Origin of the sequence: Albidovulum marisflavi (assembly GCF_025751435.1) — a bacterium.
GTDB lineage: Bacteria > Pseudomonadota > Alphaproteobacteria > Rhodobacterales > Rhodobacteraceae > Albidovulum > Albidovulum marisflavi.
Genome location: NZ_JAOWKY010000004.1, coordinates 185,050 through 207,646, shown reverse-complemented (window position 1 = coordinate 207,646; position 22,597 = coordinate 185,050). Strand labels below are relative to the sequence as shown.

The window sequence follows — 22,597 nt, the reverse complement described above, 5'->3', positions numbered from 1 at the left end:
CGATCAGTAAGATGATTGATGGTGGTGGCGGCAGATGGCAACGTGAAACGCGAAGCATGGTCAATAACGCGTTGAAATGCCCAGGCGTATGCCGTCGCGGGCGCGAACCGTCAGGTGGGCAACCGGAATCGGCGGCGGTCCATCCGGCGTGAACTGAAATCGGCGCAGAAGCATGGCCAGGATCAGCGGCCCCTCGATCATCGCGAAGCCCGCCCCGGTGCAGACGCGCGGCCCCGAGGAAAAGGGCAGATAGGCCGCGCGCGCCGAAGCGCGCCCAGCCTCGGTTTGCCAGCGTTCGGGATCGAATTCGTCTGGCCGATCCCAAAGCCGTTCGTGCCTGTGAACGTGCCAGGGCGAAAGCACGATCTGCGCGCCCTGCCCGATGTCACGGTTGCGGAACTGGTGGGGGCATGAGGCCTGACGCACCATCATAGGCACGGGGGGATAAAGCCTCAGCGCCTCCCGGAAGCAATCACGGATGTACCCTAGCCGCGTGACGTCGGAGAATTCGGGGCGTTCGGGCAGCGATTCAGCCTCTGCGGCTGCCCGGGCCTGCGCCGCCGGGTGCGTCGCAAGCAGATAAAGCGTCCACGCCAGGGCGGATGCCGACGTTTCGTGCCCCGCCAGGAAAAAGATCGCGACCTGGTCGACCATCTCCTCGGTTGAGAATGCCTGCCCCGTAACCGGGTCCCGTGCAGTCATGATCTTGGTCGCCAGATCATCAGGCGCAGCCCCGGCATTGATCGCGGTCATGCGATCAGCCGTCAGCCGTCCGATCAGCGTGCGGATTTCGCGCGCGGCAGCCAGAGTGCGCCGACGGTGAAACCTTGGCACCCATCGCGGCAGCGGCAGGAAGGCCGCGAGGTTCAGAAGCGGCTGGCTGCGCTGATAGTCCCTGAAGCGGGTGAAAACGGAACGAGCAACCTGATGCTCGATCGGGATCGAAAAGAGCGTTCGGAAGATGACGTCAGCCGCGGCGTGGCTCATTTCCTCTTCGATCTCTACCGTCGTTTGGGCGGATTTCAGAAGCCGTGCTGTCGCGGCCTCGGCCGCCTCCAGCATCGACGGATAGGTGTCGCGCAAACGGCCGCCCTCGAACGCCGGATCGATGATGCGGCGCTGACGCTCCCACTCGTCGCCGTTGGTCAGAAAGACAGAGTTGCCCAGAAGCGGCCGAAGACCCTCGGCCACCCGCATTGATTTCGGAAACTGCCTGGGGCTTTCCTTCAGAACCAGCCCGATCAGGTTCGGGTCGTTGCACAGGTAGGACCGGAAGAATGGTGTGCGGAACTCGGCCATCCATGCGCGATAGAGCCTGGCAGGCTGCGCCGAAAGGATGTCCTGGCGGAAAAGCCTCAAATAGCGCCAAAGCGGCACGCGGTCGGGCCGCGCCTGAGGTTTGGGCGGCGTCATGCGGCGTCCCTGAATCTCACGATCGCACGCTCGATCCGACTTTGGGATGCAGCGCGACCGGCAAACCGCGCGGCAAGCGTCAGCGGCCCGGCTGTGATGCGGAAATAGTCGTAATCGCCCGGACGATCAAAGGCGCAGAGATACTGGAAATGCAGCCGAAAGAAGCGCCAGCGTAGTGCCCGCCACCGGTCGGCGCTAAGGGTTTGCGTAAAGGCCGCCGACAGCACGAGTGGCCAGAGCTTGCCAGGCTCAGCCACGCCGACAACCGCCACCGGATCGCACAAGGCGAAGGTGCAGCCGTCACCTGGCGCGGTAACGTCGACCCAAGTCAGCTCATCGCGCTTCGAAAGATAGCGCAAATCGCGCCTGAGCCGCGCTGCCTCCGGCAGCACAGCCACCATCGGCACGACATGGCCGAGCGTCAGAAGCGACAGCGCGGGTCCGCCTGCGGGCACCTTGCCCTCGCGGATCAGATCGGCCAGGACCGAGACTGCAAGGTGCGCACCCGATGAATGGCCAACGACCAGAACCTCTTGCGTAGCCTCGTCGCGCAGCGCCTCGGCAAGTCTGGCCTGAAACGTCCTTAGCCGATGCTCCAGCGACGATGAGTAGGCGCCACGTCCAAGGGCCGAAAACGCGTAGTCGTGCATGAGGTAGTACGCAAAGACGCGGTTGTCCCAGTGCCTGAACACCACGAGCGTGCCGGCGAACACCGCAACCGCCGGAAGCGCCGCGAACGCCTGGGCCCATGGGAAGGCCCAGTCTGCGAGCAAGTGCAATACCGCAAGGTTCGCACCGACTGCCGCCAGCCCCGCCACCGCCGCCTGCAGCAACAACAGCGCAACCGGGTAAAGGGCCGCGATCATCGGCCCCTTCCTGAGGCGCAAGAGGCGAAAGAACGCGCCCCCGGAAAGGTACACCCATGCCGTCCGCAAAGCCTGAACGTAGGTTGCTGGGATGGACCGGCTCATCGAGCCCCGGACGATATCGTCCCATAGCAGAACCTCCAGTTCGGCCATGCTTTCCGCCCCGGATTCGGCAAACCGCGCCTGCCAGCGGTTCGACTGGCCAGGCAAGCCCCTGACATCCAGCGCATAACCCGATACCCGCGCCTGCGCGGCGCCTTCACTGCGATAAAGCTCCCGGTATCGCCGAGGCGGAAAGGGGTCGTAACCGGGGATGTAGAACACCCGCCGCAACCGCACCGCCCTGTCACGCCCTGACTGCATCTCGCCCCGTTTTCGTTCAGAGGATGCTAGCGGCAAATGGCGGCGGAATTAAAGCACGACTGCGCGGGTCTTAAAGATCCTGCCCGACAAGTTGCCGTGCCGCCGCAAGTCCCAGTTGATAGGAAATCTGCGTGAACACGTCATCGAAGGCAGCAAACAGCGCCCGGTTCAGATCCTGGCCGGCGTCGGTTTCATAAAAGTTGATGTAGCGATCCAGTTCTTCGTCCGAAAGGGGCGCGTAGGCAGTCGCCAGATAGGACAGCAACCAGGTCTCGGTTTCCTCTCGGATATCGGGTTCCTGTGTCCAGACCTGCCCCAGAAGCTCGCCCTCATCCAGTCTTTCCGGAAGCGCGCCTCCGGCAGCCAGGCCGCGATAGAAGGCAAGACTGCCATTCAACGCGTTGGCGATGTTGCCTTCCAGAAGATCGGCAGAGGTGATGAAGCGCTGGATCTGGGCAAGCCGCTTGTCATCCGCCGCTGCCATTTCCTCGACGCGGGCCTCTGCCGCGTCTCGAACGGTATCGTCCAGAAAGGCGCGGCGCGCGTCGACCTCAAGCTGGACGATGCGGGCACCCTCCGGACCGGTCAGATAGTTCAGCATCGAAGAGACGCCGTCTTGCGGCAACTCGGTCGCGAACCGCTTGAAGAATGCCTGATAGACCTTTTCCGAATCGTAGATTTCAGCGACCTCTGCCCGCCATCTTGGCCCGCCGCCGCCGGTGAAGAGGTCTTCCTCAAGGTCGTTGCCGTAGGCGATCCCCTCTTCGCGCATGATGTCGAAAAGTTCGGGCAGCGCCAAGGCGTTGGACACCGCCTCGGAGTCCGTCTGCGCCATCGCGGCGCCGGACACCAAGCCCAAAACCATCACTGCGAGTCTCAGAATTCGAAGGAGCATTGGGCTTTCCCATATTCGCCCCTTTGACGTAGTCGCTGCCCGCCCCGCCCTCAAGGCGAAACGGATACCTTACTGGAAAAAACGACAAGGGCGCCAAGAATGGGCCGCGGGCAAGCCCCGGATTCACCAGCGCTGCCGCGCCGAAAACACCAAGGAATCGAAAATCGTCTGGGACCCGCGAAAAACGTATTGCGCTGACCTCAAGGGCCGGATAAACCCCGCCCTCACGACGACCCCCAGACGCGGAGAGGTGCCGGAGTGGTCGAACGGGGCGGTCTCGAAAACCGTTGAGCCTGCAAGGGTTCCGTGGGTTCGAATCCCACCCTCTCCGCCACTCGCCCTTGGAAATCCGTTCTCCGCTCGCTGCATGAGGCAAAATTTCTCGTTGTTTTAGAGGGTTATGCGGGAATGGCTGTTCACCTCGTTGCGCCGCGACTGGCCAAAATCGTTCTCTGCGGGCCGATATTCTCTGAAGCTGATGACTGCGCCGATTTGGTGAGTAGCTTGCAACCCGCTGAAAAGTTGCTGTTTTTCTGGTGGCCAACCTGAACACTTCGATGCCAGTCGCGTTCGGCCGAATGGAACAGAAATCGAACATTCGCTGATCGAAGATCGCTCACATTGTCGGTCGATGTGCCGATTTGGCCGGCGTCGATCCCGGCAAGTTGGGCGGATTCCGGTCATTCGCTGCGAACACGCCACTTTCATTTAAGATCGGAGGAAGCGGACATTCGACCAACTGATTTGTAATCAGTTGGTCCGCAGTTCGGGTCCGTGTTGGGGGCCTACTTAAACACCAGTCAGGTCCCTGTACTGACGACGAAGGGCGCCATTCCAAACAACCAACAAAAATTTTCTCGATGAAATCACCGCGCAAGAATTCCAAGATCGTAAGACACGACACACAGAACTCGTCCAGTGAACGCTAGGCCGGGAATGGCTAGTAGAAAAAATCCGAACAAATACAGGGCAAGAACACACCCAGTTCTACGGGTTCGAGAAGGGCCAGATCAGGCTGAGCTTCGATGCGGGGGCGATGCGCTACGCATCCTTGGGGAGTCGATGAAGCCGCGACCGCGAAAAGCCGCTCACGCGCGACCCGGGGACGGGTTTTTCCTTCGTCCGGCAGCCGCATCGATGCTACCCTCCTGAGGCCGCCCGGCACTGCATGACATGGACAGCCCAGGACCTGCACAATGCCCGATACGGAAATTCAGCTTCGTTTTCTTACCGCCCGGATCCTCGACATCGACGCCGAGAGCATAACGCCCGCGACAAGGTTCGTGGAGGACCTTGGCGTCGGCAGCCTCGAAACGGTCGAGTTGATGATGGCCTTCGAGCACGAGTTGGACATGGAGATCCCGGACGACGTCGTCGAGACCCTGCGAACCTTCGGGGCGGCAGTCAATTACGTCCGCGCCAACCGATATCTCGCAGGGTCGGTCGCCTGAAGTCCGCAAAGGGGCCGAGGTCTTACAGGCGCCATCGCGACGGCAAATGGCACTTTCCCGCCGCGATCCGCGGGGGGGGGGGGGAACGATTGCGCTACTCCCTGATGTTGCCCGGGTTCAGAACCGTCTTTGGTCTGGGCCGGAGGGGCGTCTGGCCGTTCAGGACGACATGATCAGGTACAGGGTGCGACCACTTGAACTCTTCCGGTCCCTGAGACGGCGCCGCGCCTCTTCGAGCTTCCCTCGTGCGACCAGCAAGCGCTGCAACGCCCGGTCGCGGGCGTCGTAGAGCCGCCGCACCCGCGAGCCTGGATCGCCAAGGAAGGCTGTGGGTGGACGTGTCGTGCCGGAAAACCAGGACTTCGTCTCTTGAACCGCCACTGTCCAACGACGGTCAGCGTCCAGGTAAAGCCGATAGGATTTGCTCAGGGCCCTGCGCTGCACGCTCAGATCACGATGCATGACACCACCTCCGCAGAAGGTTCACCGTGTCGAAATTCTACCCGATCCTGACTACGGCTCAAGACCCGGGATTGCGGCATGTCCGCACTCTTGGGCGGGTGCCGTCGGGGCCCCTGCAACAGGTGTGACAGAAGAAACCCATTACTCTTTCACGCGCGCGTGTGAAGGGATTACCTATTTCTTCCGTCGCATCTGTTGCATGTGTCACGCCAGTGGTCTCGCCACTTTTCGCCGCGTCGCGCACTGTCGCCTCCTGTCTCGAAATGTCATTTATTGTCAATCTGTTAGGATATTATCGGTCGCGATATAGTGGCTCCGAGGCAGGCAGCCCCGCAAAATAAGGAACGGGGGGTTCGGAGGGCAGGATGGCGGCAAGGGCGGAGCGGAGGACGGAGAGCGGAGCGTGCATTCCCGGGGATGGACTGGCGGTCGCGTATCGGCCGGTCGCGGATCTCATCCCCTACGCCCGCAATGCCCGCACGCATTCCGAGCCGCAGGTCGCGCTGATTGCGGGCTCGATCCGGGAATACGGGTTCACCAACCCGGTTCTGGACGATGGCGAGAACGGCATCATCGCCGGGCACGGGCGGGTGCTGGCGGCGCGCAAGATCGGCCTCAGCCAGGTGCCGGTGATCGAGCTCGCCCATCTCACCGAGGCACAGAAGCGGGCCTATATCCTCGCCGACAACCGGCTCGCCGAACAGGCGGGATGGGACAGGGAACTGCTGGCCCTGGAAGCAGGCGACCTCGCGGATCTTGGCATCGACCTCGGCTCCCTCGGCTTCGAGGCCGGTGAGATCGACGCGCTCCTGAAGAGTGCCCTCGCCGATCCCCGCGAGGAGGAGATCCCGGAGGTTCCCGCCGAGCCCGTCTCCCGTCCCGGCGATCTCTGGATCCTCGGCCGGCACCGGCTGATCTGCGGGGATGCCACGAACCGGGACACGGTGGCGCGGGTTCTCGACGGGATCACCCCCCATCTTCTCGTCAGCGATCCGCCCTACGGGGTGATGTACGATCCGGGCTGGCGCAATCGCGCGGGCGCCTCGGAGACGAAGCGCGTGGGCAAGGTCCTGAACGACGACCGGGCCGACTGGCGCGAGGCCTGGGCGCTCTTCCCCGGGGATGTTGCCTATGTCTGGCACGGGGCGCTCCATGCCTCGACGGTGGCCGAGAGCCTCGCGGCGACGGGCTTCGATGTGCGGTCGCAGATCATCTGGGCCAAGGAACGGCTGGTCCTCTCCCGGGGGCATTACCACTGGCAGCACGAACCCTGCTGGTACGCGGTCCGCAAAGGGGCGGCAGGGCATTGGAGCGGGGACCGCAAGCAGACCACGCTCTGGCAGATCCCGAGCCGGGACCAGGACGCGGAGACCGTGCATGGCACCCAGAAACCGGTGGAGTGCATGCGCCGGCCAATCCTCAACAACTCCTCGCCCGGACAGGCGATCTACGAGCCCTTCTGCGGCTCGGGGAGCACGCTCATCGCGGCCGAGACCACGGGGCGCGCCTGTCACGCGGTCGAGCTCGATCCGGCCTATGTCGATGTCGCGGTCACCCGCTGGCAGGCCTTCACCGGCAAGGAGGCGGTTCTTGAAGGGGAGGACCGGAGTTTCGCGGAGGTGGCGCAGGAACGCAGGGGAGGACGGCCATGACCCGCCTGCCCCCGATCTGCCGCTGCCTGCCAGGCATTGTGCTCCAGCTTATGCTCTGCCCCGTGGTGGGCCTTGGCGCCCCCGTCTCGGCCTGGCTCACCTGCGCCGGTCTCTGGCGGGCTCGGCTCAACATCGGCCTTGGGAGGCGCAGATGAGGGGCCGCAAACCCAAGCCGACGGCCATCCGCCGTCTCGATGGAAACCCCGGCAAACGGGGCTACAATGCGGCCGAACCGGTGCCGCCCGAGGGGCTGCCGGACTGCCCCCCGCATCTGACCGAGCTTGCGCGCGAAGAGTGGCAGCGCATCGCGGCGACGCTGCATGACATGGGGGTGGTCACGACCGTGGATCGGGCCGCGCTCGCTGCCTATTGCCAGTCCTATGCCCGCTGGGCCGAGGCGGAGGAGAAACTGAAGGAAACCCCGGTGATGCTGAAGACGCCCTCTGGCTATGTCCAGCAGTCGCCCTGGCTCTCCGTCGCCAACAAGCAACTCGAACTGATGGGCCGCTACATGGCCGAGCTCGGCATCACGCCCGCCTCCCGCTCCCGGGTCGCGGCCTATGCGACCGCGCAGGTGGACCGACCCACCGTGATCCGCTTCGTCTTCGAGTCACCGGATGGCACCGTGCGCGATCAGGATGGCAATCTCATCGAGCCTGAAGAGGGCAGCATAAACATCGACGAACGGATCTAGGGGAAGGAGCGCGTTGCTGAGTACCGCTCTCAGGATCCGAGAAGCGCCGACCGGTTCCTTCCATCGTTAGAGAGCCACCAGCGGCCCACTTTGAGCCCTTAGTGGGCTTTGGCAGGTTAAGTGGCCCGTTAGGGTCAGCTAGTCTCGGCGCACTTCACCGGTTACGCACCCGCGGCGCTGAGCCTTATACAACATCTTGGCCCCCGTTCAGAGGCTCAGGCGCCGCCCTCAACCTCTACGTATACTTCGATGGGATCGATCACAGTGTGTTTGGCCTTGCCTTCTGCGGCCTCTGGCGATCCGAGTATCGCCTTCATCTTGTCGAGGTCTACGCCCTCAAAGACAATCGAGACACTGTCTTGATTGGAATGCTTGAATATGCGGTGGCCAGTACAGAAACCGGAGAAGATTTTTGTACGCTCTTCTCCTCCGCCTAACCAGGTCTGCATGTTCCCAACCGCGTGAGTTACGACAACTGTAGTCATGTTGACTCCATGAATTTTTGCCGTGCTTTGGCTGTGCCACGGCGACGTTCAATCTAACAGTCCTGATCGAATATCCCTACAACCTCCTGAAAGTCTGTTTGGTCCCGCTGAGCTGACATCCAGACCATAGATCTGAACGCTCGCGTAGCCCAAATCCACCAAACTGAAAGCGCTACTCGTGCGAGCGCAATGTACCGCTGAATTCACTACGAGACCGTTCAAACCTACGGTACACAACTGCGCAACGAACGTCAGGCAGTTTTGTACACCCCGCCCATGACAGCCCCATCGCCCCGGTTCATCGCCTACGAGCGGGTTTCCACCGCCAGGCAGGGGCAGTCGGGGCTGGGGCTCGAGGCGCAGCGGAACACCATCGAAGCTTTCGCCGCAACGCGTGGGGCCGAGGTCCTGGCCCGCTTCACCGAGGTCGAGAGCGGGCGCAACCCCGATCGGCCGGAACTTGGCAAGGCCATACAACTGGCCCGCCTGACCGGCGCCACGCTCGTCATCGCCAAGCTGGACCGTCTCTCGCGCAATGCCGCTTTCCTGCTCACCCTCCGGGACTCCGGCGTGAAGTTCATCGCTTGTGACATGCCGGAGGCCAACGACCTGACCGTGGGCATCATGGCACTCGTCGCCCAGCAGGAGCGCGAGGCGATTTCTCGGCGGACGAAGGAGGCACTGGCGGTCGCGAAGGCCCGTGGCGTGAAGCTGGGGAACCCGAACGGGGCTGCGGCGCTCCGGCGGGCTGGGAAAGGTGGGGCGGCGCTGCGGGCAGCTGTCTCGGTGAACGCGACGGCCTTTGCGGCGGACTTGGCACCAGTGGTCGCTGAAATCCGGGCAGCGGGGCAAACCTCCCTGAGGCAGATCGCGGCAGAGCTGACGCTGAGGGGGATCAGGACGCGGAGAGGCGGGAAATGGAATGTGGGGAATGTGAAGACGCTGCTTGGCCATCTATTTCGATGACATCCGCCGATGCGGCGGCCGAGGAACGCTCGGCCGGATGGGTCCGATGGCGGGGCAATGCCGACGGACTGGGCAGCTTCACCTATGTGAACCGCCTCTCGCTCGTCACACCAACTACGACAACTATGTCGGTGTGGGGGCCTGGACGAAGATCGGCATCAACAACACCGACTACAACGTGCAGGGCGCCTTCGACGCCGCGAACAACCATTTCGTCGCCTCCGCGGACGGCTTCTACCTCTTCGGCGCGACGCTGCTCTACAAGATCAACGCCAGCGCGACAGCGCGCATGCGCGGGCGGCTGGTGCTGAACGGCACGACCGAAATCCGCGGCTCCTTCGGCGAAATCTCCGCCACCCACGTCTCGCTCGCCACCGCCATCTGGCTGCAGACAATGGTCCCGCTGACTGCGGGCGATACCGTCGAGCTGCAGGGGTATTTCCGGGTCGCGGACGGCTACTTCGCCGCCGACCACACGTCCTTCTGGGGCTGCAAGATCGGCTGAGCGGGGGAAGGAGGATCCGATGACACCACCCCGATCCGAGGGCTTCGTGCGCATGCCCGACGCCGAGTTCGAGGCGATCCTGACGCGGGCGGCGGAGGAAGGCGCGAAGCGCGCGCTGGCCGATGTCGGGCTCGACGGCGACGAGGCCGCGCTCGACATCCGCGATCTGCGCTCTCTCGTCGACTGCATCCGGCTGGTGCCCGCACTGCGATGCAGACCGCCGTCCGCATGATCACCACCGGCGTCATGCTTGCGCTGCTCGCCGGTATCGCCATCAAGCTCAAGATCTTCGGCGGCGGTCCGTAGCCGCGCCCCAACCCCATTCATCAGCCCGCAATGACCCGCCCTCGAGGCGGGTTTTTTGTTTCTGGAGGATCGCATGACCACGACATTCCATCGCCATTGGCGCGACGTGCCTGAGGGCACCTGGCGCTGGCCGAACTTCAGCCCGGCCGAGATCGCCTGCCGGGGCACCGGCAAGCTGCTGATCAACGAACCCGCGCTCGACAAGCTGCAGGCGCTGCGCGACCGGCTGGGCAAGCCGCTAATCGTGCGCTCAGCCTATCGCAGTCCCGAGCACAACCGCGCCGTCGGCGGCGCAACCCGCTCGAAGCACCTCGACGGCGCCGCCTTCGACATCGCCATGACGAACCACGATCCTGTGGCGTTCGAGGCGGCGGCATGGGAGGTCGGGTTTCTCGGCTTCGGTTTCTATCCGCGCTCGGGGTTCATGCATGTCGACCTCGGGCTCGCTCGCCAGTGGGGCGAGCGGTTTCCGGCCCGGGCGACTGCCTTCGCCGAAGAAACGCCGCCAGCGCGCGAAGTGCTGGCCGACAGCCGCACCATGAAGGCGGGAGGGGCGGCCGGTGTGGCGACGCTGGGTGCCGCGGGTGTCGAGGTGGCGCAGAGCGTCCTCGCCGAGACCCAGACCGCGATCCTGCCGCTCGTGCCGTATCTCGACACCCTGCGTTGGGTGTTCATCCTTGTGGCGCTCGGCGGCATCGCGGTCACCATCTATGCTCGCCTCGATGACTGGCGCCGGGGGCGGCGGTGATCGGCGGGCTGCTCACCGGGATCGCCACGCGCCCATGGATGCGGGCGGCGCTGCGCTACGGCGCCATCGTGCTCGCCGTGCTCCTGTTCCTGCTGTCGCTCCGGCGCACTGGAGAGCGAGCGGGACGCCTCGCCGAACGCCTTGAGACAACGGAGAAGGTCAATGATGTCCAAAGCCAGATGCTGGATGCGGCGACTCACCGTCCTCGCGATCGCGACGAGCTTGCTGAGCGGCTGCGCGACGGACGGCTCCGAGACGGGCGGGTTCGGGACCTGCGCACCCGTTGTCGAGTATGGCCGGGAATTCCGGGCGCGGGCGGCCGAGGAACTGGCCCGGCTGCCGGAGGGATCGATGATCGCGGAGATGCTGGCGGACTACGCTGTGATGCGGGATCAGGCGCGGTCGTGCCAATAAAGCAGCGGTCTGAGCACAGCGCGACAGATCCTGAGTGAAACAATAGAGATGCGGGCATCGCTGGGCTAAAGGTGCGGCGGCCTTGTTTCGCTTATCGCTTGCATCTGGCGGGCAGCCTTGGCAGCAACTTGGAAAGTTCACGCCTGAGACGAGCAATATTTGTTTTTGTTGTAGAATTTTTATGAACACGGATGTCCGTAGAGGCGGCGGCCGCGCATCTCGCAGCCGCCGCGTGATGGCACCCCTCAGGCGGCGGCCTTGCCGACCGAGACCACCGGGAAGTCGATGTCGGTGGCAGCGACATGGTTGAGGTAGTTGGTGAAGATGTTCGCCACCACGTTCGCAACCGTCTCGACGATGTCGGCGTCGGTCAGCCCTGAAGCCCGCGCGGCATCGAGGTCCGCGTCCACGACCATCCCCTTCGCGACCACGATGGCGACCGCAAGCTTCAGGATCGCCGCCGTGCGCGGGTCATCAGCTCGTCCGGCGAGGTGCGCCGCCACCGCCTCAGGGGCAACTTTCAGCCCGGCCGAGATCGCGGAATGCGCCGAGGCGCAGTAGTCGCAGGCGTTGGCACCGGCAACGGCCAGCGCGATCGCCTCGCGGGTGCGGGCGTCGAATCCGCCGCGTCCGAGCGCTTCCCCAAGGCCGAGAAGCCCGGTCAGCACCGCGGGCTGGTTGGCGGCGACGCGGTAGAGGTTCGGCACCATGCCGATCTTGCCCTTGATGGCGGTGAAGAGTGCGGTGACCTCGGGGGTGGCGGCGGCGTCGGAGATCTGGGTAATACGAGCCATTGGATATGTCCTTTCGATATGCAGAGGGATCAGGCCGCGACCATCGCGGTTTCGGGTTTTGAGAGTCCGATGACCGCGACGACGGCTGCGCCGTTCAGCCAGTAGTAGGCGGCATCGAGCCCGGAAAAGCCGAGCGCGAAGGGCAGGATCAGGAACAGGAGGCCGACTGCCAGATCGACGGCGAGGTGCAGCTTGCAGGGCAGCACGCGGATCACGCCGAGGTGGTGGTCGGTGAACACGGTCAGCAGGAAGGCCGCGACGCCCACGACCGGCGAGATCGTCAGGGCGAGCGGATTTGAGGTGCCGAGCCCGAGCAGGAACGGCAGTGCGATGAGGGCAAGTGCTACGGGGTAGTCGAGCCAGGCATGGATGGTTTTAGTGACGAAGCGCATGGCGCAGGGTCCTTTTGGTTGGGGGTCAAACGACGAGCGACGCTGTCGTAGCCTCCAACCTAAGGGTATCGCTGCGGACGATGAATTTCAGATAGTCCGCATCGTATTGCAGATCGTCCGAGAGTTCGGACGCATCACTAAGCCGCCTCGTGACGCGCGATGCCGGACTGCCGGAAGGCGGCGGGCGACACGCCGATCTCCTTCTTGAAGACCCGGCTGAACGCGGATTCCGAGGCATAGCCCGAGACTTCGGCCGCCTCGGCCACCGAGAGCCCCTGCGCCGCCAGCGCCTCGCGCGCGATCTGCATCCGCCATGACGTCACATAGGCCATCGGTGTCACGCCGAGCCGATCCGAGAACCGCTCGGCGAAGCCCGTCCGCGACAGCCCCGCCTCGCGGGCGAGGCTGGCGACCGTCCAGTCGGCGGTCGGCGCGCGGTGAAAGGCGGTCAGCGCCCGCGCCAGATGGGGGTCGGCAAAACCGGCCACGCCACAGTCCGTCTCGTGCTCCGCCTCGATATGGGCGCGGATCGCCTGGGCGAAGATCGCTTCGGACATCTTCAGGGCGATCAGATCGCCGCCGAGACGTGCGCCGCCGGCCTCTGCCCCGATGACCTTGAGCGTGGCTTCGAGCCAGGGGCCTGCCTCCTCGCCATAGCCGCGCAGGTGGATGAACGGGGGCAGGCGGTCGAACAGCAGGTGTCGGGACCCTTCGGCGAGCGCGAAGTGCCCGCAGATCAGCTGCGTGTCACGCGGGCTTTCGTCGCCGCCCCAGACCAGCGTCCCATGACCCGGAAACCCGGACCGGGACAGCACGTCGTCCAGCGGCAGGGCCTCGTCGGGTCCGGTGTGACGGCAGCACAGGACATGGGCCGTTCCGTGCGGAATCACGATCAGGTCGCCCTGTGCCAAGTGTACGGGAACCGACACCCCCGCTACACGCACCAGCGCCTCGCCCCGATAGGCAAAGTGGAAACGCGCCACGTCGCGGAAGGCGGGCACGCGAACGCCCCAGGGCTCCGTGAAGCTCGTTCGGAAATAGAGCGTACCACGAAGCGAGAGGCGGGTGAGGATGTCGCTGAGTAGGTCCAACATGGCCAATAGTTTATCAGCAATTTCAGACGCGTCCAGAAGGCTGGACGATCCAGCATAAATTCCGAACTTTCCGGCATTCAAACGCCGGACCATCTCGGGCAAACCGGTGGCGTTGAAACCACCAACCCGGAGACACTCCCATGAAGACCCTGACCCTTGCCCTCGGGCTCGCCCTCGCCACGACCGGCCTCGCGGCTCAGGCGGACGAGCCGATGAACGACCTCGAGATCGCCCACACCGCCTACACCGCAGGCGGGCTCGACATCCGCTATGCACATCTGGCGCTGGCGATTTCCGAGAATGAGGCGGTCCGCGACTTCGCCCAGACGATGATCCGCGACCACACGGCGGTGAACGAGGCGGCCGGCGCGCTGATCTCCGAGCTGAACGTGACACCGCAGGACAACGCGCTGAGTCAGGCCCTCGTCGAGGGCGCGGCGGCCAAGCGCGCCGAATTGATGGCGCTGAGCGGCAACGCCTTCGACTGCGCCTACGCGACGAACGAGTTGGCCTATCATCAGATCGTCAACCAGACCGTCGCCGAAACCTTCATCCCCGCCGTTACGGTGGCGCCGCTGAGGGCGCTGCTCGAGGATGCGCTGGTCACCTTCCGCGCGCATGAGCAGCACGCCGAGCACATGGTCGCGGGGCTGACGTGCGCGGGCTGACGCACCTGACGCGGCGCGGGTTCGGCCGGGGGCTGGGCGCGGCCCTGTCCCTGGCCGGGCTGCCGGGGCTTGTGCGGGCCCATGACGGCACGCACAAGGTCGAGGTAGGCATCGCCCGCTTCGCCTTCGACCCCGAGACGGTCGAAGTTCTGGTCGGCGACAGCGTCACCTGGACCAACACTGATCTTGCGCCGCACACCGCCACTGCCGAGGACGGCGCCTGGGATACCGGGACGCTCGAGCGCGGCGCGAACGGGCGCATCACCTTCGACGCGCCCGGCGACTACCCCTACTACTGTGCCTATCACCCCCACATGAAGGGAATCGTCACCGTCCGGACCCGGTCCGGCGCCTGACGCGCGCGCGGGCCGCCCGCTATCCCCCGCCTCCCCTTGGCGGTCCGCGCGAGATTTTTAGGAGAGAATAGAATGTCCCTGTCCATCACCCTCGTCAGCCACGCGCTGTGTCCTTACGTCCAGCGAATCGCCATCGCGCTTTCCGAAAAGGGTGTGGCGCACGAGCGCGTCACCGTCGATCTGGCGAACAAGCCCGGCTGGTTTCTGGCGCTCTCGCCGCTCGGGCGAACGCCTGTCCTGAGGGTCGGCGAGGCGGCGCTGTTCGAATCCGCCGCGATCTTAGAATTCCTCGAGGAGACGCAGCCGCATCCGCTCTATCCCGCCGATCCGGTCGAGCGCGCGCGGCACCGCGCGTGGATCGGCTTCGCCTCGGAATGCCTGAACGACATCGCCGGGTTTTACACCGTCCCCGATTCCGGGACGCTCGAGCGGAAGGCCGCGGCGCTCCACGCCCGGTTCCGGGTGATGGAAGGCCAGCTTGGCCCCGGCCCCTGGTTCGCCGGAGAGCAATTCAGCCTGGTCGATGCGGTCTTCGCGCCAGTGTTCCGCTACTTCGACACCTTCGACCGGATCGGCGATTTCGGCGTCTTCGATGGCCTGCCGGGGATGGCCGAATGGCGTCGCACACTGGCCGGGAGGCCTTCGGTACGGAACGCGGTCGTGGCGGAGTATCCCGGCAGGCTCGCTGACTTCCTGCGCCGCAAGGACAGCGCGCTGTCGCGGATGATGGAGCCGTCCTGCCTCACGCTCCGGCAATCGGCATGACCGGCGCCGTCCCCGCCCTCCGCTTCGCGCGGCTGACCGAGGTGCCGCTCGGGGACCTCGTCGCGCACATGTCGGATCCGCGCCTGCGCGCGCATATGCCATGGCTGACCGGCAACTGGGGCGAGGCGGAGGCGCGGGCCTTCGTGGCGGCCAAGGAGGCATGCTGGGCACGGGACGGTCTCGGCCACTGGGCCTTCCTGGCCGATGGCCGATATGTCGGCTGGGGCGGCTTTCAGAGGAAAGGTGAGGAATGGGACTTCGGCCTCGTGTTGCGGCCGCAGGATTTCGGGCTTGGCCTGCGGATAACGCGGACCGCTCTTGATTTTGCGCGATCTGACACGCGCATCCCTTTCGTCACCTTCCTCCTGCCGCCCTCGCGCCGCAACCTCGGCGCGCTCTACCGGATGGGTGCGCAGGCCGTTGGGCGTCAGAAGCACTCAGGCACTGCGTTCCTCAAATTCCGCCTCGACACCTCGTCATCACCATCCACCGGATCCAACTGCCGACAAGGGTGGCACTCGTGACGACCCTCGATCATCTTAAGCGCTGGCGGGTGCAGCCGTGGGTGGGGGTGGATTTCGGTGGGGTGCGGGTGATCTCACCGGCAGTGTCAGACAAACTTGGCTTGAGGCGGGTCAGGGCGTTGACGAGCGTTTGTCCATGAGCAAACCCAGCCCTTTCAAGTGGTTCAAGACGAGCCCCGAGATCATTCGCCTGGCGGTAATGATGTACGTCCGATTTCCGCTGTCGCTCCGAAATGTCGAGGACTTGCTCCATGAGCGCGGCGTCGACGTCAGCCATGAGACGGTCCGGTTCTGGTGGCATCGCTTCGGCCCGATGTTCGCGGCCGAGATCCGAAAGCGTCGGATCAAGGGCACGAGTTCGAGCCACTGGCGCTGGCACCTCGACGAGATGTTCGTGAAGATCAACGGTGAGATGCACTACCTCTGGCGGGCGGTCAATCACGAGGGCGAGGTGCTGGAAAGCTTCGTCACCAGGAAGCGCGATAAGAAGGCTGCGTTGAAATTCCTGAGAAAAGCGATGCGAAAGCATGGTCAGCCTGAGGTGATCGTGACCGACCGGCTTCGGTCCTACGGCGCCGCACTCAGGGAGATCGGCGCCGGCGCCCGGCAGGAAACGGGCCGCTGGGAGAACAAAAGGGCGGAGAATTCCCATCTTTCGTTCCGAAGACGGGAGCGGGCGATGCTCCGCTTCCGGCGCGTGCGAAGTCTTCAGAAGTTCGCCGCCGTCCACGCCTCAGTCACGAACCACTTCAACACCAACCGCAACCTCACCTCCCGAGCCATTTTCAAGCAAAACCGTGCCGCCGCTCTCGCCGAATGGCGTCAAATCGGCGCGGCATAAGGACAGTCACACTGTCCTTGGAGAGACCGGTTCGAATCCGTCTGACAGCACCCTTTTCTGCATTCAAACGGCACATGGTCAGTTCCTCTATTCAGGAGCAAGCCCGGCCCATATCGGGTCGAGCTTGCCATTGCGTCAGGCCGCGCGGGCCCGGCCCTTCCCCAGTTGCGAGATCAGCAAAGGTTCATTGATGGTCAGCCAAGTCTCGGCGATCTTGCCGTCCTCCATCCGGTAGAGAGCGATGCCGTCGAAGACGACGCGGGCCCCATCCGGCTGGATGCCCTGGAATTCACCCGAATGGGTCGCCCATATTTCCCAGTGGGCCGAGACGAAATCTTCGGTGGCGATCGTTTTCAGAGTCTCAAAACTCATGTCGCTGAACGACTGCCGGAAGATGCGGAAGAACGCCTTGTAGCTTTCACGGTCGAAAAACTCCTCGTTCGGAAAGCCGGGAAAGCCGTGGCAGGCGATGTGGGGAACGACGGTATCGTCGATCACCGCCACATCGTCGATGTTCGGCGAATGCGTCCCGGCGAGGAAGCGGGCGACGGTCGCCTTGTTGGTTTCAATGATGGGGTTCGTCATGTCATTTCTCCTTGATTGAAGGGTGATTGAAGAGGGGCGGAGCGGTGGTCGGGGCGGGCCTTTCGACCGATGGAAGCGCCGCGCGTCAGCGGAAGCGCGCGAATTCGATGTCCCGGTCGCGGCCATAGCGGACCGCGAGCGGGATATCGCCGCGGTTGATCCCGATGTCCCGCAACAGGTCATCGCTCAGTTCCGCCAGGCGCCGGGTGTCGCGGGCGACGCGCCGTTCTTGCCGGATCCGGGCAAGGATGGCACCGAGCAACGGAAGGGTGCGAGGGCGCGGGGCTGTGCAGCACGGGTTCAAGATCAGGGTATTCATCTCGGTCTCCAGTTCTGAATTCGGGCTCAGGCGAGGATCGCCTCGACCTGGACCGCGGTTTCGGGGGTGACGGCAGCGGTCGTGCCGCGCCCATAGGCGCCGCGCACGATCTCCGTCAGGGTGTCGAGGCGATGTGCGACGGGCAGATGGCCCGAGAGCACATGCGCGGGTTCGAGCGCGTCCAGCGCACGCAGCATCCGGCCGAGCGATCCGCGGTCGATCTGCGCCAGCCATGGTGCATCCACGCTCGACCAGGCGACCAGCCCCTCGCGCAGGCTCTCCTCCGGCACCTCTTCAATCGTATCGACGCTGCCCGGCAGCAGCGCGCCGAAGGCGTCAGCGGCGAAGAGCACGCGGTCGGCCTCGTCGAAGAAGCCCATCGTTTCGGGCGCGTCGTAGTAGGGCGGCTTGACCTGATGCAGGCGGTGTCCGCCGACCTCGAAGACCTCGCCGGGCTCGAGCAGACGCAGCCGCTCAGGATTACCCTTTCCCATCATTCCCATCTTTCCGGCGCCGAGGAAGTTGGTCACGACGCTGGCGTTGGGCGCCAGGGAAAGGATGCGATCGAGATTGCCGATGTGGTCGGCGTCGGTGTGGCTGAGCCAGATCCAGCGTAGGTCGACGAGATCGATTTCGGCGCTCAGGCGATCGACCATTGCATCCGACAGCGCGGCAAGCCCGGTGTCGACGAGAACCGGCTCACGTCCCTTCAGAAGAAACGCGTTGATCGGCAGCGCGCCAAGGCCGGGCACGGGCAGCCAGGAGGGCAGCGCCGTCCAGGCATCGGTGATGTGACGAGCGTCGAGATGGACGGGTTCAGTGATGGGCGTCATGACAAGATTCCACTTTCAGTGAACGTTCGTGTTCTTCCAAATTGGCGGATAGGCGATTCGAAATCCCTTGTCAATCTTTCGATGATCATCCATGTTCACCGAATGACAGAGAAGAAGCGCCCCTACCGCCTGCGCGAGCGCGCCAAGTCTCGGGAAGAGACGCGCCGGAAGATCGTGGAAGCCACGATGCAGCTGCACGAGGAGATCGGACCGCGGGCCACGACGATCAGCGCGATCGCCGAACGCTCGGGCGTGCAGCGGCTGACGGTCTATCGGCACTTTCCCGACGAGAGCGCGGTGTTCCAGGCCTGCACATCGCACTGGCTGTCGCAGAATCCACCACCGGATCCGGCAGGTTGGGCCGACATCGCCGATGCAGGCCAACGTTTCGAGGCGGCCGTCAGGGCATTCTACGGGTATTTCTCGCGTACCCACCGCATGTGGACCGTGTCCCATGAGGACGTCGCGCATGTGCCGGCCTTGCAGGGACCGATGGCAGATTTCGCGGCCTTTCTCGAAGGCGTCGCGGCGGACCTGATTGCGGCGTACGGAACCTGCTCGGACAAGCCTCATATCGCTCCGACCATTCGTCACGCGCTGCGCTTCCAGACCTGGTCCGATCTCGAGGATCAGGGGCTCGACGAGGACGCAAAGGTTGCTTTGGTGTCTCATTGGCTCTGCTGTCCTGAAGAGAAGGCATCTCGGCCACCGGACTGAGTCTTGGGATCGATCCGGAGTGTCCGTACGGCGTGACCCTCACCGCCAGCCATGAGACCGGTTATCCGGTTTCCCTCCACCACCAGATCGACCAGGATTCGGCTGACGCTCGGCGTGGCCATGAAACGACCCTGTTCAATCACGAAATGCGTTCGTCGGTCGCCAAGCACGTCGTGCAGCAGGCAGGCCAGCGGGCCGGCGGCCATGCCCGTCGCGCTCTCCTCGGATATCCCGTATCGGGGGGCGAACATACGCGTCGTGGCGTGTGCGAATCCCGACCCGCTGGTGACGGCGAAGACGTAGAATCCGACGAGATCGAGTGCGTCGCTGATCCGCGCAACCGCCTCCAGATCGGGGACTATCTCGGCAAGGCCATCCGCGTTCGCGACCCCGATCAACAGGAACCGGTTTCCGGTATCGACGACCTGAGGGGCCACACGAGAGTCGAGCAGGTCCGTGGACAGGCCAACAGCAGCCAGAACCTCTGCCGGCGTCACGCCCGTTCCGGCCCAGGCCGGCTGCGTCAGGTAGCGGGGCGCACGCTGCTCCATGAAGATCGCCCCGTGCCGAACCAAAATCCGCCGGGGCCCATCCACGGTCTGCTTGGAGGTAGGTCCGTCGGCGATCCGGCCTTCCGCTTGCATCAGCGCGAAGGCGGCGACCGTGGCGTGGCCGCAATGTGCGATGCGCCGGGTCGGGGTGAAGAAATCGAGTCGCGCCCCTTCGGTCGGGTGACGCGACACGAAGGTCGTCTCCGACAGCCCCGTTTGGGCGGCAATCGACTGCATGTCAGACTCGTCCAGCGCGTCGGCGTCAAGGACGACCCCGGCTGGATTGCCGCCGGTGCCCTCTAACGTAAACGCATTGACGATGTGAACGGGAACCGGTGTTGCTTTGACTTCATTCTGTTTCAACATCGTTGTCTCCATCGCATTTGCAGTTTCCGGCAACCCGGTAGGGCCGGTTCGCGAAAAGAGGGCTATCTGGTCGATCGGGCGACAATGCCGTGCCAGTCCTCGATCACTTCAGGGCGGCCCCGAGCGGAGTGGTCGGGATCATCTGCGAAGACAGAAATCCCCAGCCCCGTGGCCGCAAACAGGGCAAGAATGAGCAGCACCCTGACAAGGTCCGATCGCTGGCTCCCGCCGATGCCGGGGTTGGTCTTTTCGGATAGTTCGTAAGCTTGGCTTTGCATGTGTCTTCCTCCCGGATCGGATGCTTGCCGGTTGCGACGATCAGCGAAGCGTATCCTGCAAAGAGAGCAGGCGGCCCTCCTGCCAGCCCCGAGTCCGGAAAGGCGCTTGCTTCGGTTCGGTGCTCCCGAACCGCTGGTTGGGTTTAGACCCCTGCAAACTTGCCTCCCGTCAGCGCGATGGCATGGACGCTGTTGATGGCCACGTTGAAACCTGTATCCTCTTCATGTCTCAACATCGGCAAGTCCAACTGTAGATAAGGGAAATTTAAGGCATACGAACCCTCGACCAACGCCGGAGGCGTCACTAGTGCATGAGAATGATTCATGAATGACGGCCAGATGGATCCCGCCGCACCGCGGCTCGTTCAGTCATACGGACTGTTGGCGGCCGTGCGTCGTCATGGCAGTTTCGCCGCGGCAGCCCGTGTCCTTGACCTCGATCCCAGCGCCGTCAGCCATCGCATCCGTGCCCTCGAAGCTGAGATCGGGCTGACGCTTTTTGAACGATCGACCAGACGTGTTTCGCCGACACGCGCCGGAACCATACTGTGCGACGCGGCGGTGCGGACAATGGACGAAGCCGACCGCGTACTTTCTGCGGCGCGCGATTTACGGTCGAGCCGGTCCATCCGTCTTTCGGTGCATTCTTCTCTCGCCATGAGATGGCTCCTGCCGAGACTGCCTGCCGCGGCCGCTTCCGGGCTCGACCTGTCGATCGATGTGCGGGAGGAACTGGTCGATTTCGTTGCGGGCGAGGCAGATGCGGGGTTGCGGTTCGGCGTCGGACCCTATCCGGGGCTGCACTCAACACGCCTGGCCGGCTGCATGATTCAACCAGTCGTCGGCGCGGCTCATCCGGCTGCCCGAAGACCGACGGTCGACCCGCTCAAGGATGAGACGCTAACGTTGCTCAGCGACAGCGGCGCCGAGAAATTCCGGACCGGGACGACCTGGAGGGACTACCGGCAACTTCGCGGCGTGCCCGAGGTGTCAGATCACTCCGTCCGAAGCTTTGACCGAGCCGATCTCATGCTTCAGGCGGCGATCGCGGGTCTTGGGGTCGGCCTCGGTCGTAGTCTTCTGATCGAAGACGACATCGGTCGCGGCCTGCTTGTTCCGGTCGGCGCAGCGGTGCGCGTGAAGGCGGCCTACTGGCTGGTGACGAAGCCGGACCTGGCTGCCAATTCCGGTATTCGGTCATTGGAGAAATGGCTGAAGGAGCAGATCCGGCTGACACTTGGACAAAGGACTTGAAAAGTGCTGAACAGGCAAGTCTTCCCTATCCCTTGAAACCGGTTTGCTGTGGAACGGCCTGCGCGGGATATGCAGGATTGGATGACCAGCAGTCATTGGAGCGGCGTTTACCATGATGTGGACGCCGACCAAAGCGGGTCCAGAAACGAGCACGTTGCAACCGAGAACGACCTTCCCGATGAGAGAGTCTCCCGATCAGCACGAGGCTCCGGCGATCGCCAGAGCAGAACCCGCGACCCACTACACTTGGGGCGACGGCTGCGATGGCTGGCGCCTCGTTGAATCCACAAAGCTAAGGGTCCGCGAGGAACGCATTCCGCCCGGCGGCGCCGAACCCCCGCATCTGCATCGGATCGGTCGGCAAACCTGCTACGACCTCTCGGGCACCCTGACGGTCCATCTGCCCGGCGAGACTTGTCGGCTCCGCAATGGGGATCTCCTCTACGTCCCCGCAGGCGTCGCGCATGAGGTCCGCAACGACGCAGACGTCCCCGTGCGCTTCCTCGTGACAACCACTCCTGCAATCGCGGGCGACCGCGAAGAGACGGGATGCCAAAGAGCACCTTCATCGTCAGGCAAGCCTGGATCGCCGCGTCGCTGAAGCTCTGTTGGCGACCGCGTCTCGCGGTCGACGGAGGGATCCATTCCATGTCAGGATCAAACCAGATCGTCAGCGATCCGCGTTGCCGTAGCGCTTCATTGCAAGCCGACCAGTTCGTGGTCTTGTACTTCGTAGGAGCCCAACTGCTCATGCTCACCAGCTATCATGCTGGAGTCATGTAGTGAATCCCTTACCCGATTTGTGCAACAACGCCCCCAAGCGCTGAACGAGGATTGCCGGACCCAGCGCCACTCCGCTTGAGGGCGGTCCCTCGCATCCCCAATGTTTGCCTTGTGATTTTGTTGCGGCCGTCGGGAAAGCTGCGCTGACATCTTCGTCATGCGACCGCATTTCGGCAATTGTGTTCTGGACGATACGCGCCCGGCGCTGATGCGAGACAGTGTGCGGCGACGCTAGAACCTCGGGATTTCGACCTGCC

The 22,597-nt window shown here is 64.0% G+C and carries 30 protein-coding genes, 1 tRNA gene and 1 pseudogene; 18 read left to right on the top strand and 14 right to left on the bottom strand.

Going from position 1 to position 22,597, the window contains the following annotated elements; genetic code table 11:
• Window positions 1–60: 60 nt before the first annotated feature.
• The 3 genes from OEW28_RS14910 to OEW28_RS14900 form a co-directional block, all read right to left on the bottom strand.
• Window positions 61–1,413, bottom strand: a complete 1,353-nt coding sequence (locus tag OEW28_RS14910; RefSeq protein ID WP_263735588.1) for a cytochrome P450 — start codon at window positions 1,411–1,413, stop codon at window positions 61–63.
• A complete protein-coding gene (locus tag OEW28_RS14905) occupies window positions 1,410–2,642 on the bottom strand; it encodes a hypothetical protein (RefSeq protein ID WP_263735587.1) in 1,233 nt (410 codons plus the stop codon). Before OEW28_RS14905 ends, OEW28_RS14910 begins: the two co-directional genes overlap by 4 nt.
• 70 nt (window positions 2,643–2,712) lie before the next feature.
• Window positions 2,713–3,537 carry a hypothetical protein gene (locus OEW28_RS14900; RefSeq protein WP_263735586.1) on the bottom strand — a complete coding sequence of 275 codons (825 nt, stop codon included), beginning with the start codon at window positions 3,535–3,537 and terminating at the stop codon, window positions 2,713–2,715.
• A gap of 244 nt (window positions 3,538–3,781) precedes the next feature.
• Between OEW28_RS14900 and OEW28_RS14895 the strand changes: the two genes are divergently transcribed.
• Window positions 3,782–3,871: transfer RNA gene (locus tag OEW28_RS14895), tRNA-Ser, on the top strand.
• A gap of 862 nt (window positions 3,872–4,733) precedes the next feature.
• A complete protein-coding gene (acpP, locus tag OEW28_RS14890) occupies window positions 4,734–4,988 on the top strand; it encodes an acyl carrier protein (protein WP_263735585.1) in 255 nt (84 codons plus the stop codon).
• A gap of 159 nt (window positions 4,989–5,147) precedes the next feature.
• Here acpP and OEW28_RS14885 read toward each other — a convergent pair whose 3' ends face one another.
• Window positions 5,148–5,450, bottom strand: a complete 303-nt coding sequence (locus tag OEW28_RS14885; protein ID WP_263735584.1) for a hypothetical protein — start codon at window positions 5,448–5,450, stop codon at window positions 5,148–5,150.
• A gap of 365 nt (window positions 5,451–5,815) precedes the next feature.
• On the opposite strand from OEW28_RS14885, the gene OEW28_RS14880 reads away from it, so the two are divergent.
• The 3 genes from OEW28_RS14880 to OEW28_RS14870 are packed head-to-tail and all read left to right on the top strand — an operon-like array spanning window position 5,816 to window position 7,796.
• Window positions 5,816–7,102 (top strand): site-specific DNA-methyltransferase, encoded by a 1,287-nt coding sequence (locus tag OEW28_RS14880; RefSeq protein WP_263735583.1) that lies wholly within the window; start codon window positions 5,816–5,818, stop codon window positions 7,100–7,102.
• Window positions 7,099–7,257 (top strand): hypothetical protein, encoded by a 159-nt coding sequence (locus OEW28_RS14875; RefSeq protein ID WP_263735582.1) that lies wholly within the window; start codon window positions 7,099–7,101, stop codon window positions 7,255–7,257. Before OEW28_RS14880 ends, OEW28_RS14875 begins: the two co-directional genes overlap by 4 nt.
• Window positions 7,254–7,796, top strand: a complete 543-nt coding sequence (locus tag OEW28_RS14870) for a phage terminase small subunit P27 family (protein ID WP_263735581.1) — start codon at window positions 7,254–7,256, stop codon at window positions 7,794–7,796. The genes OEW28_RS14875 and OEW28_RS14870 overlap by 4 nt, the downstream gene beginning before the upstream one ends.
• 215 nt (window positions 7,797–8,011) lie before the next feature.
• Here the strand turns inward: OEW28_RS14870 and OEW28_RS14865 are convergent, their stop codons facing one another.
• Window positions 8,012–8,281, bottom strand: coding sequence for a hypothetical protein (locus OEW28_RS14865; RefSeq protein WP_263735580.1), 270 nt, complete (start codon window positions 8,279–8,281; stop codon window positions 8,012–8,014).
• 276 nt (window positions 8,282–8,557) lie between these two features.
• Here OEW28_RS14865 and OEW28_RS14860 point away from each other — a divergent pair, with 276 nt between their 5' ends.
• The 5 genes from OEW28_RS14860 to OEW28_RS14835 all read left to right on the top strand — a co-directional run bounded on the left by OEW28_RS14860 (window position 8,558) and on the right by OEW28_RS14835 (window position 11,220).
• Window positions 8,558–9,247, top strand: coding sequence for a recombinase family protein (locus tag OEW28_RS14860; RefSeq protein WP_263735579.1), 690 nt, complete (start codon window positions 8,558–8,560; stop codon window positions 9,245–9,247).
• Window positions 9,228–9,752 (top strand): hypothetical protein, encoded by a 525-nt coding sequence (locus OEW28_RS14855; protein ID WP_263735578.1) that lies wholly within the window; start codon window positions 9,228–9,230, stop codon window positions 9,750–9,752. Before OEW28_RS14860 ends, OEW28_RS14855 begins: the two co-directional genes overlap by 20 nt.
• 19 nt (window positions 9,753–9,771) lie before the next feature.
• Window positions 9,772–9,984 carry a DUF6127 family protein gene (locus OEW28_RS14850; RefSeq protein WP_263735577.1) on the top strand — a complete coding sequence of 71 codons (213 nt, stop codon included), beginning with the start codon at window positions 9,772–9,774 and terminating at the stop codon, window positions 9,982–9,984.
• 147 nt (window positions 9,985–10,131) lie between these two features.
• On the top strand, window positions 10,132–10,806 hold the full coding sequence (locus OEW28_RS14845) for a YcbK family protein (protein WP_263735576.1): 675 nt from the start codon (window positions 10,132–10,134) through the stop codon (window positions 10,804–10,806).
• A 186-nt stretch (window positions 10,807–10,992) separates the two neighbouring features.
• Window positions 10,993–11,220 (top strand): hypothetical protein, encoded by a 228-nt coding sequence (locus OEW28_RS14835; RefSeq protein WP_263735575.1) that lies wholly within the window; start codon window positions 10,993–10,995, stop codon window positions 11,218–11,220.
• A 245-nt stretch (window positions 11,221–11,465) separates the two neighbouring features.
• Here OEW28_RS14835 and OEW28_RS14830 read toward each other — a convergent pair whose 3' ends face one another.
• The 3 genes from OEW28_RS14830 to OEW28_RS14820 all read right to left on the bottom strand — a co-directional run bounded on the left by OEW28_RS14830 (window position 11,466) and on the right by OEW28_RS14820 (window position 13,500).
• Window positions 11,466–12,014, bottom strand: coding sequence for a carboxymuconolactone decarboxylase family protein (locus OEW28_RS14830; RefSeq protein WP_263735574.1), 549 nt, complete (start codon window positions 12,012–12,014; stop codon window positions 11,466–11,468).
• A 29-nt stretch (window positions 12,015–12,043) separates the two neighbouring features.
• Window positions 12,044–12,406, bottom strand: coding sequence for a hypothetical protein (locus OEW28_RS14825; RefSeq protein ID WP_263735573.1), 363 nt, complete (start codon window positions 12,404–12,406; stop codon window positions 12,044–12,046).
• Between the two features lie 137 nt (window positions 12,407–12,543).
• Window positions 12,544–13,500 carry an AraC family transcriptional regulator gene (locus tag OEW28_RS14820; RefSeq protein WP_263735572.1) on the bottom strand — a complete coding sequence of 319 codons (957 nt, stop codon included), beginning with the start codon at window positions 13,498–13,500 and terminating at the stop codon, window positions 12,544–12,546.
• A gap of 140 nt (window positions 13,501–13,640) precedes the next feature.
• Here OEW28_RS14820 and OEW28_RS14815 point away from each other — a divergent pair, with 140 nt between their 5' ends.
• The 5 genes from OEW28_RS14815 (at window position 13,641) to OEW28_RS14795 (ending at window position 16,654) form a co-directional block, all read left to right on the top strand.
• A complete protein-coding gene (locus tag OEW28_RS14815) occupies window positions 13,641–14,168 on the top strand; it encodes a DUF4142 domain-containing protein (protein ID WP_263735571.1) in 528 nt (175 codons plus the stop codon).
• On the top strand, window positions 14,156–14,524 hold the full coding sequence (locus OEW28_RS14810; protein ID WP_263735570.1) for a cupredoxin domain-containing protein: 369 nt from the start codon (window positions 14,156–14,158) through the stop codon (window positions 14,522–14,524). Before OEW28_RS14815 ends, OEW28_RS14810 begins: the two co-directional genes overlap by 13 nt.
• A gap of 72 nt (window positions 14,525–14,596) precedes the next feature.
• Window positions 14,597–15,289 (top strand): glutathione S-transferase family protein, encoded by a 693-nt coding sequence (locus tag OEW28_RS14805; RefSeq protein WP_263735569.1) that lies wholly within the window; start codon window positions 14,597–14,599, stop codon window positions 15,287–15,289.
• A complete protein-coding gene (locus tag OEW28_RS14800) occupies window positions 15,286–15,813 on the top strand; it encodes a GNAT family N-acetyltransferase (protein ID WP_263735568.1) in 528 nt (175 codons plus the stop codon). Before OEW28_RS14805 ends, OEW28_RS14800 begins: the two co-directional genes overlap by 4 nt.
• 136 nt (window positions 15,814–15,949) lie before the next feature.
• Window positions 15,950–16,654, top strand: coding sequence for an IS6 family transposase (locus OEW28_RS14795; RefSeq protein ID WP_263735773.1), 705 nt, complete (start codon window positions 15,950–15,952; stop codon window positions 16,652–16,654).
• Window positions 16,655–16,789: 135 nt separating this feature from the next.
• On the opposite strand, the gene OEW28_RS14790 is transcribed toward OEW28_RS14795, so the two are convergent.
• From OEW28_RS14790 to OEW28_RS14780, 3 genes are all read right to left on the bottom strand, one after another.
• Entirely contained in the window at window positions 16,790–17,239 is a 450-nt protein-coding gene (locus OEW28_RS14790; protein ID WP_263735567.1) for an ester cyclase, read from the bottom strand.
• A gap of 85 nt (window positions 17,240–17,324) precedes the next feature.
• Complete coding sequence (locus tag OEW28_RS14785; RefSeq protein ID WP_263735566.1) at window positions 17,325–17,558, bottom strand: DUF1127 domain-containing protein; 234 nt, start codon at window positions 17,556–17,558, stop codon at window positions 17,325–17,327.
• A 26-nt stretch (window positions 17,559–17,584) separates the two neighbouring features.
• Window positions 17,585–18,391, bottom strand: coding sequence for an MBL fold metallo-hydrolase (locus OEW28_RS14780; RefSeq protein WP_263735565.1), 807 nt, complete (start codon window positions 18,389–18,391; stop codon window positions 17,585–17,587).
• Here OEW28_RS14780 and OEW28_RS14775 point away from each other — a divergent pair.
• Window positions 18,365–19,108 carry a TetR/AcrR family transcriptional regulator gene (locus OEW28_RS14775; protein WP_263735564.1) on the top strand — a complete coding sequence of 248 codons (744 nt, stop codon included), beginning with the start codon at window positions 18,365–18,367 and terminating at the stop codon, window positions 19,106–19,108. The genes OEW28_RS14780 and OEW28_RS14775 overlap by 27 nt on opposite strands.
• Here OEW28_RS14775 and OEW28_RS14770 read toward each other — a convergent pair.
• Together OEW28_RS14770 and OEW28_RS14765 are read right to left on the bottom strand one after the other, a co-directional pair.
• Window positions 19,060–20,037: a PhzF family phenazine biosynthesis protein gene (locus OEW28_RS14770; protein WP_263735563.1), complete on the bottom strand. Its 978-nt coding sequence runs from the start codon at window positions 20,035–20,037 to the stop codon at window positions 19,060–19,062. The genes OEW28_RS14775 and OEW28_RS14770 overlap by 49 nt on opposite strands.
• A gap of 50 nt (window positions 20,038–20,087) precedes the next feature.
• Window positions 20,088–20,303 (bottom strand): hypothetical protein, encoded by a 216-nt coding sequence (locus OEW28_RS14765; RefSeq protein ID WP_263735562.1) that lies wholly within the window; start codon window positions 20,301–20,303, stop codon window positions 20,088–20,090.
• Between the two features lie 324 nt (window positions 20,304–20,627).
• Between OEW28_RS14765 and OEW28_RS14760 the strand changes: the two genes are divergently transcribed.
• Together OEW28_RS14760 and OEW28_RS18910 are read left to right on the top strand one after the other, a co-directional pair.
• Window positions 20,628–21,557 carry a LysR substrate-binding domain-containing protein gene (locus OEW28_RS14760; RefSeq protein WP_318527555.1) on the top strand — a complete coding sequence of 310 codons (930 nt, stop codon included), beginning with the start codon at window positions 20,628–20,630 and terminating at the stop codon, window positions 21,555–21,557.
• Between the two features lie 112 nt (window positions 21,558–21,669).
• Entirely contained in the window at window positions 21,670–22,158 is a 489-nt protein-coding gene (locus tag OEW28_RS18910) for a cupin domain-containing protein (RefSeq protein WP_412174803.1), read from the top strand.
• Here the strand turns inward: OEW28_RS18910 and OEW28_RS14755 are convergent.
• Window positions 22,106–22,309: pseudogene (locus tag OEW28_RS14755) on the bottom strand (transposase); the annotation flags it as partial. The gene OEW28_RS18910 and the pseudogene OEW28_RS14755 sit on opposite strands and share 53 nt — an antisense overlap.
• Between the last annotated feature and the right edge of the window lie 288 nt (window positions 22,310–22,597).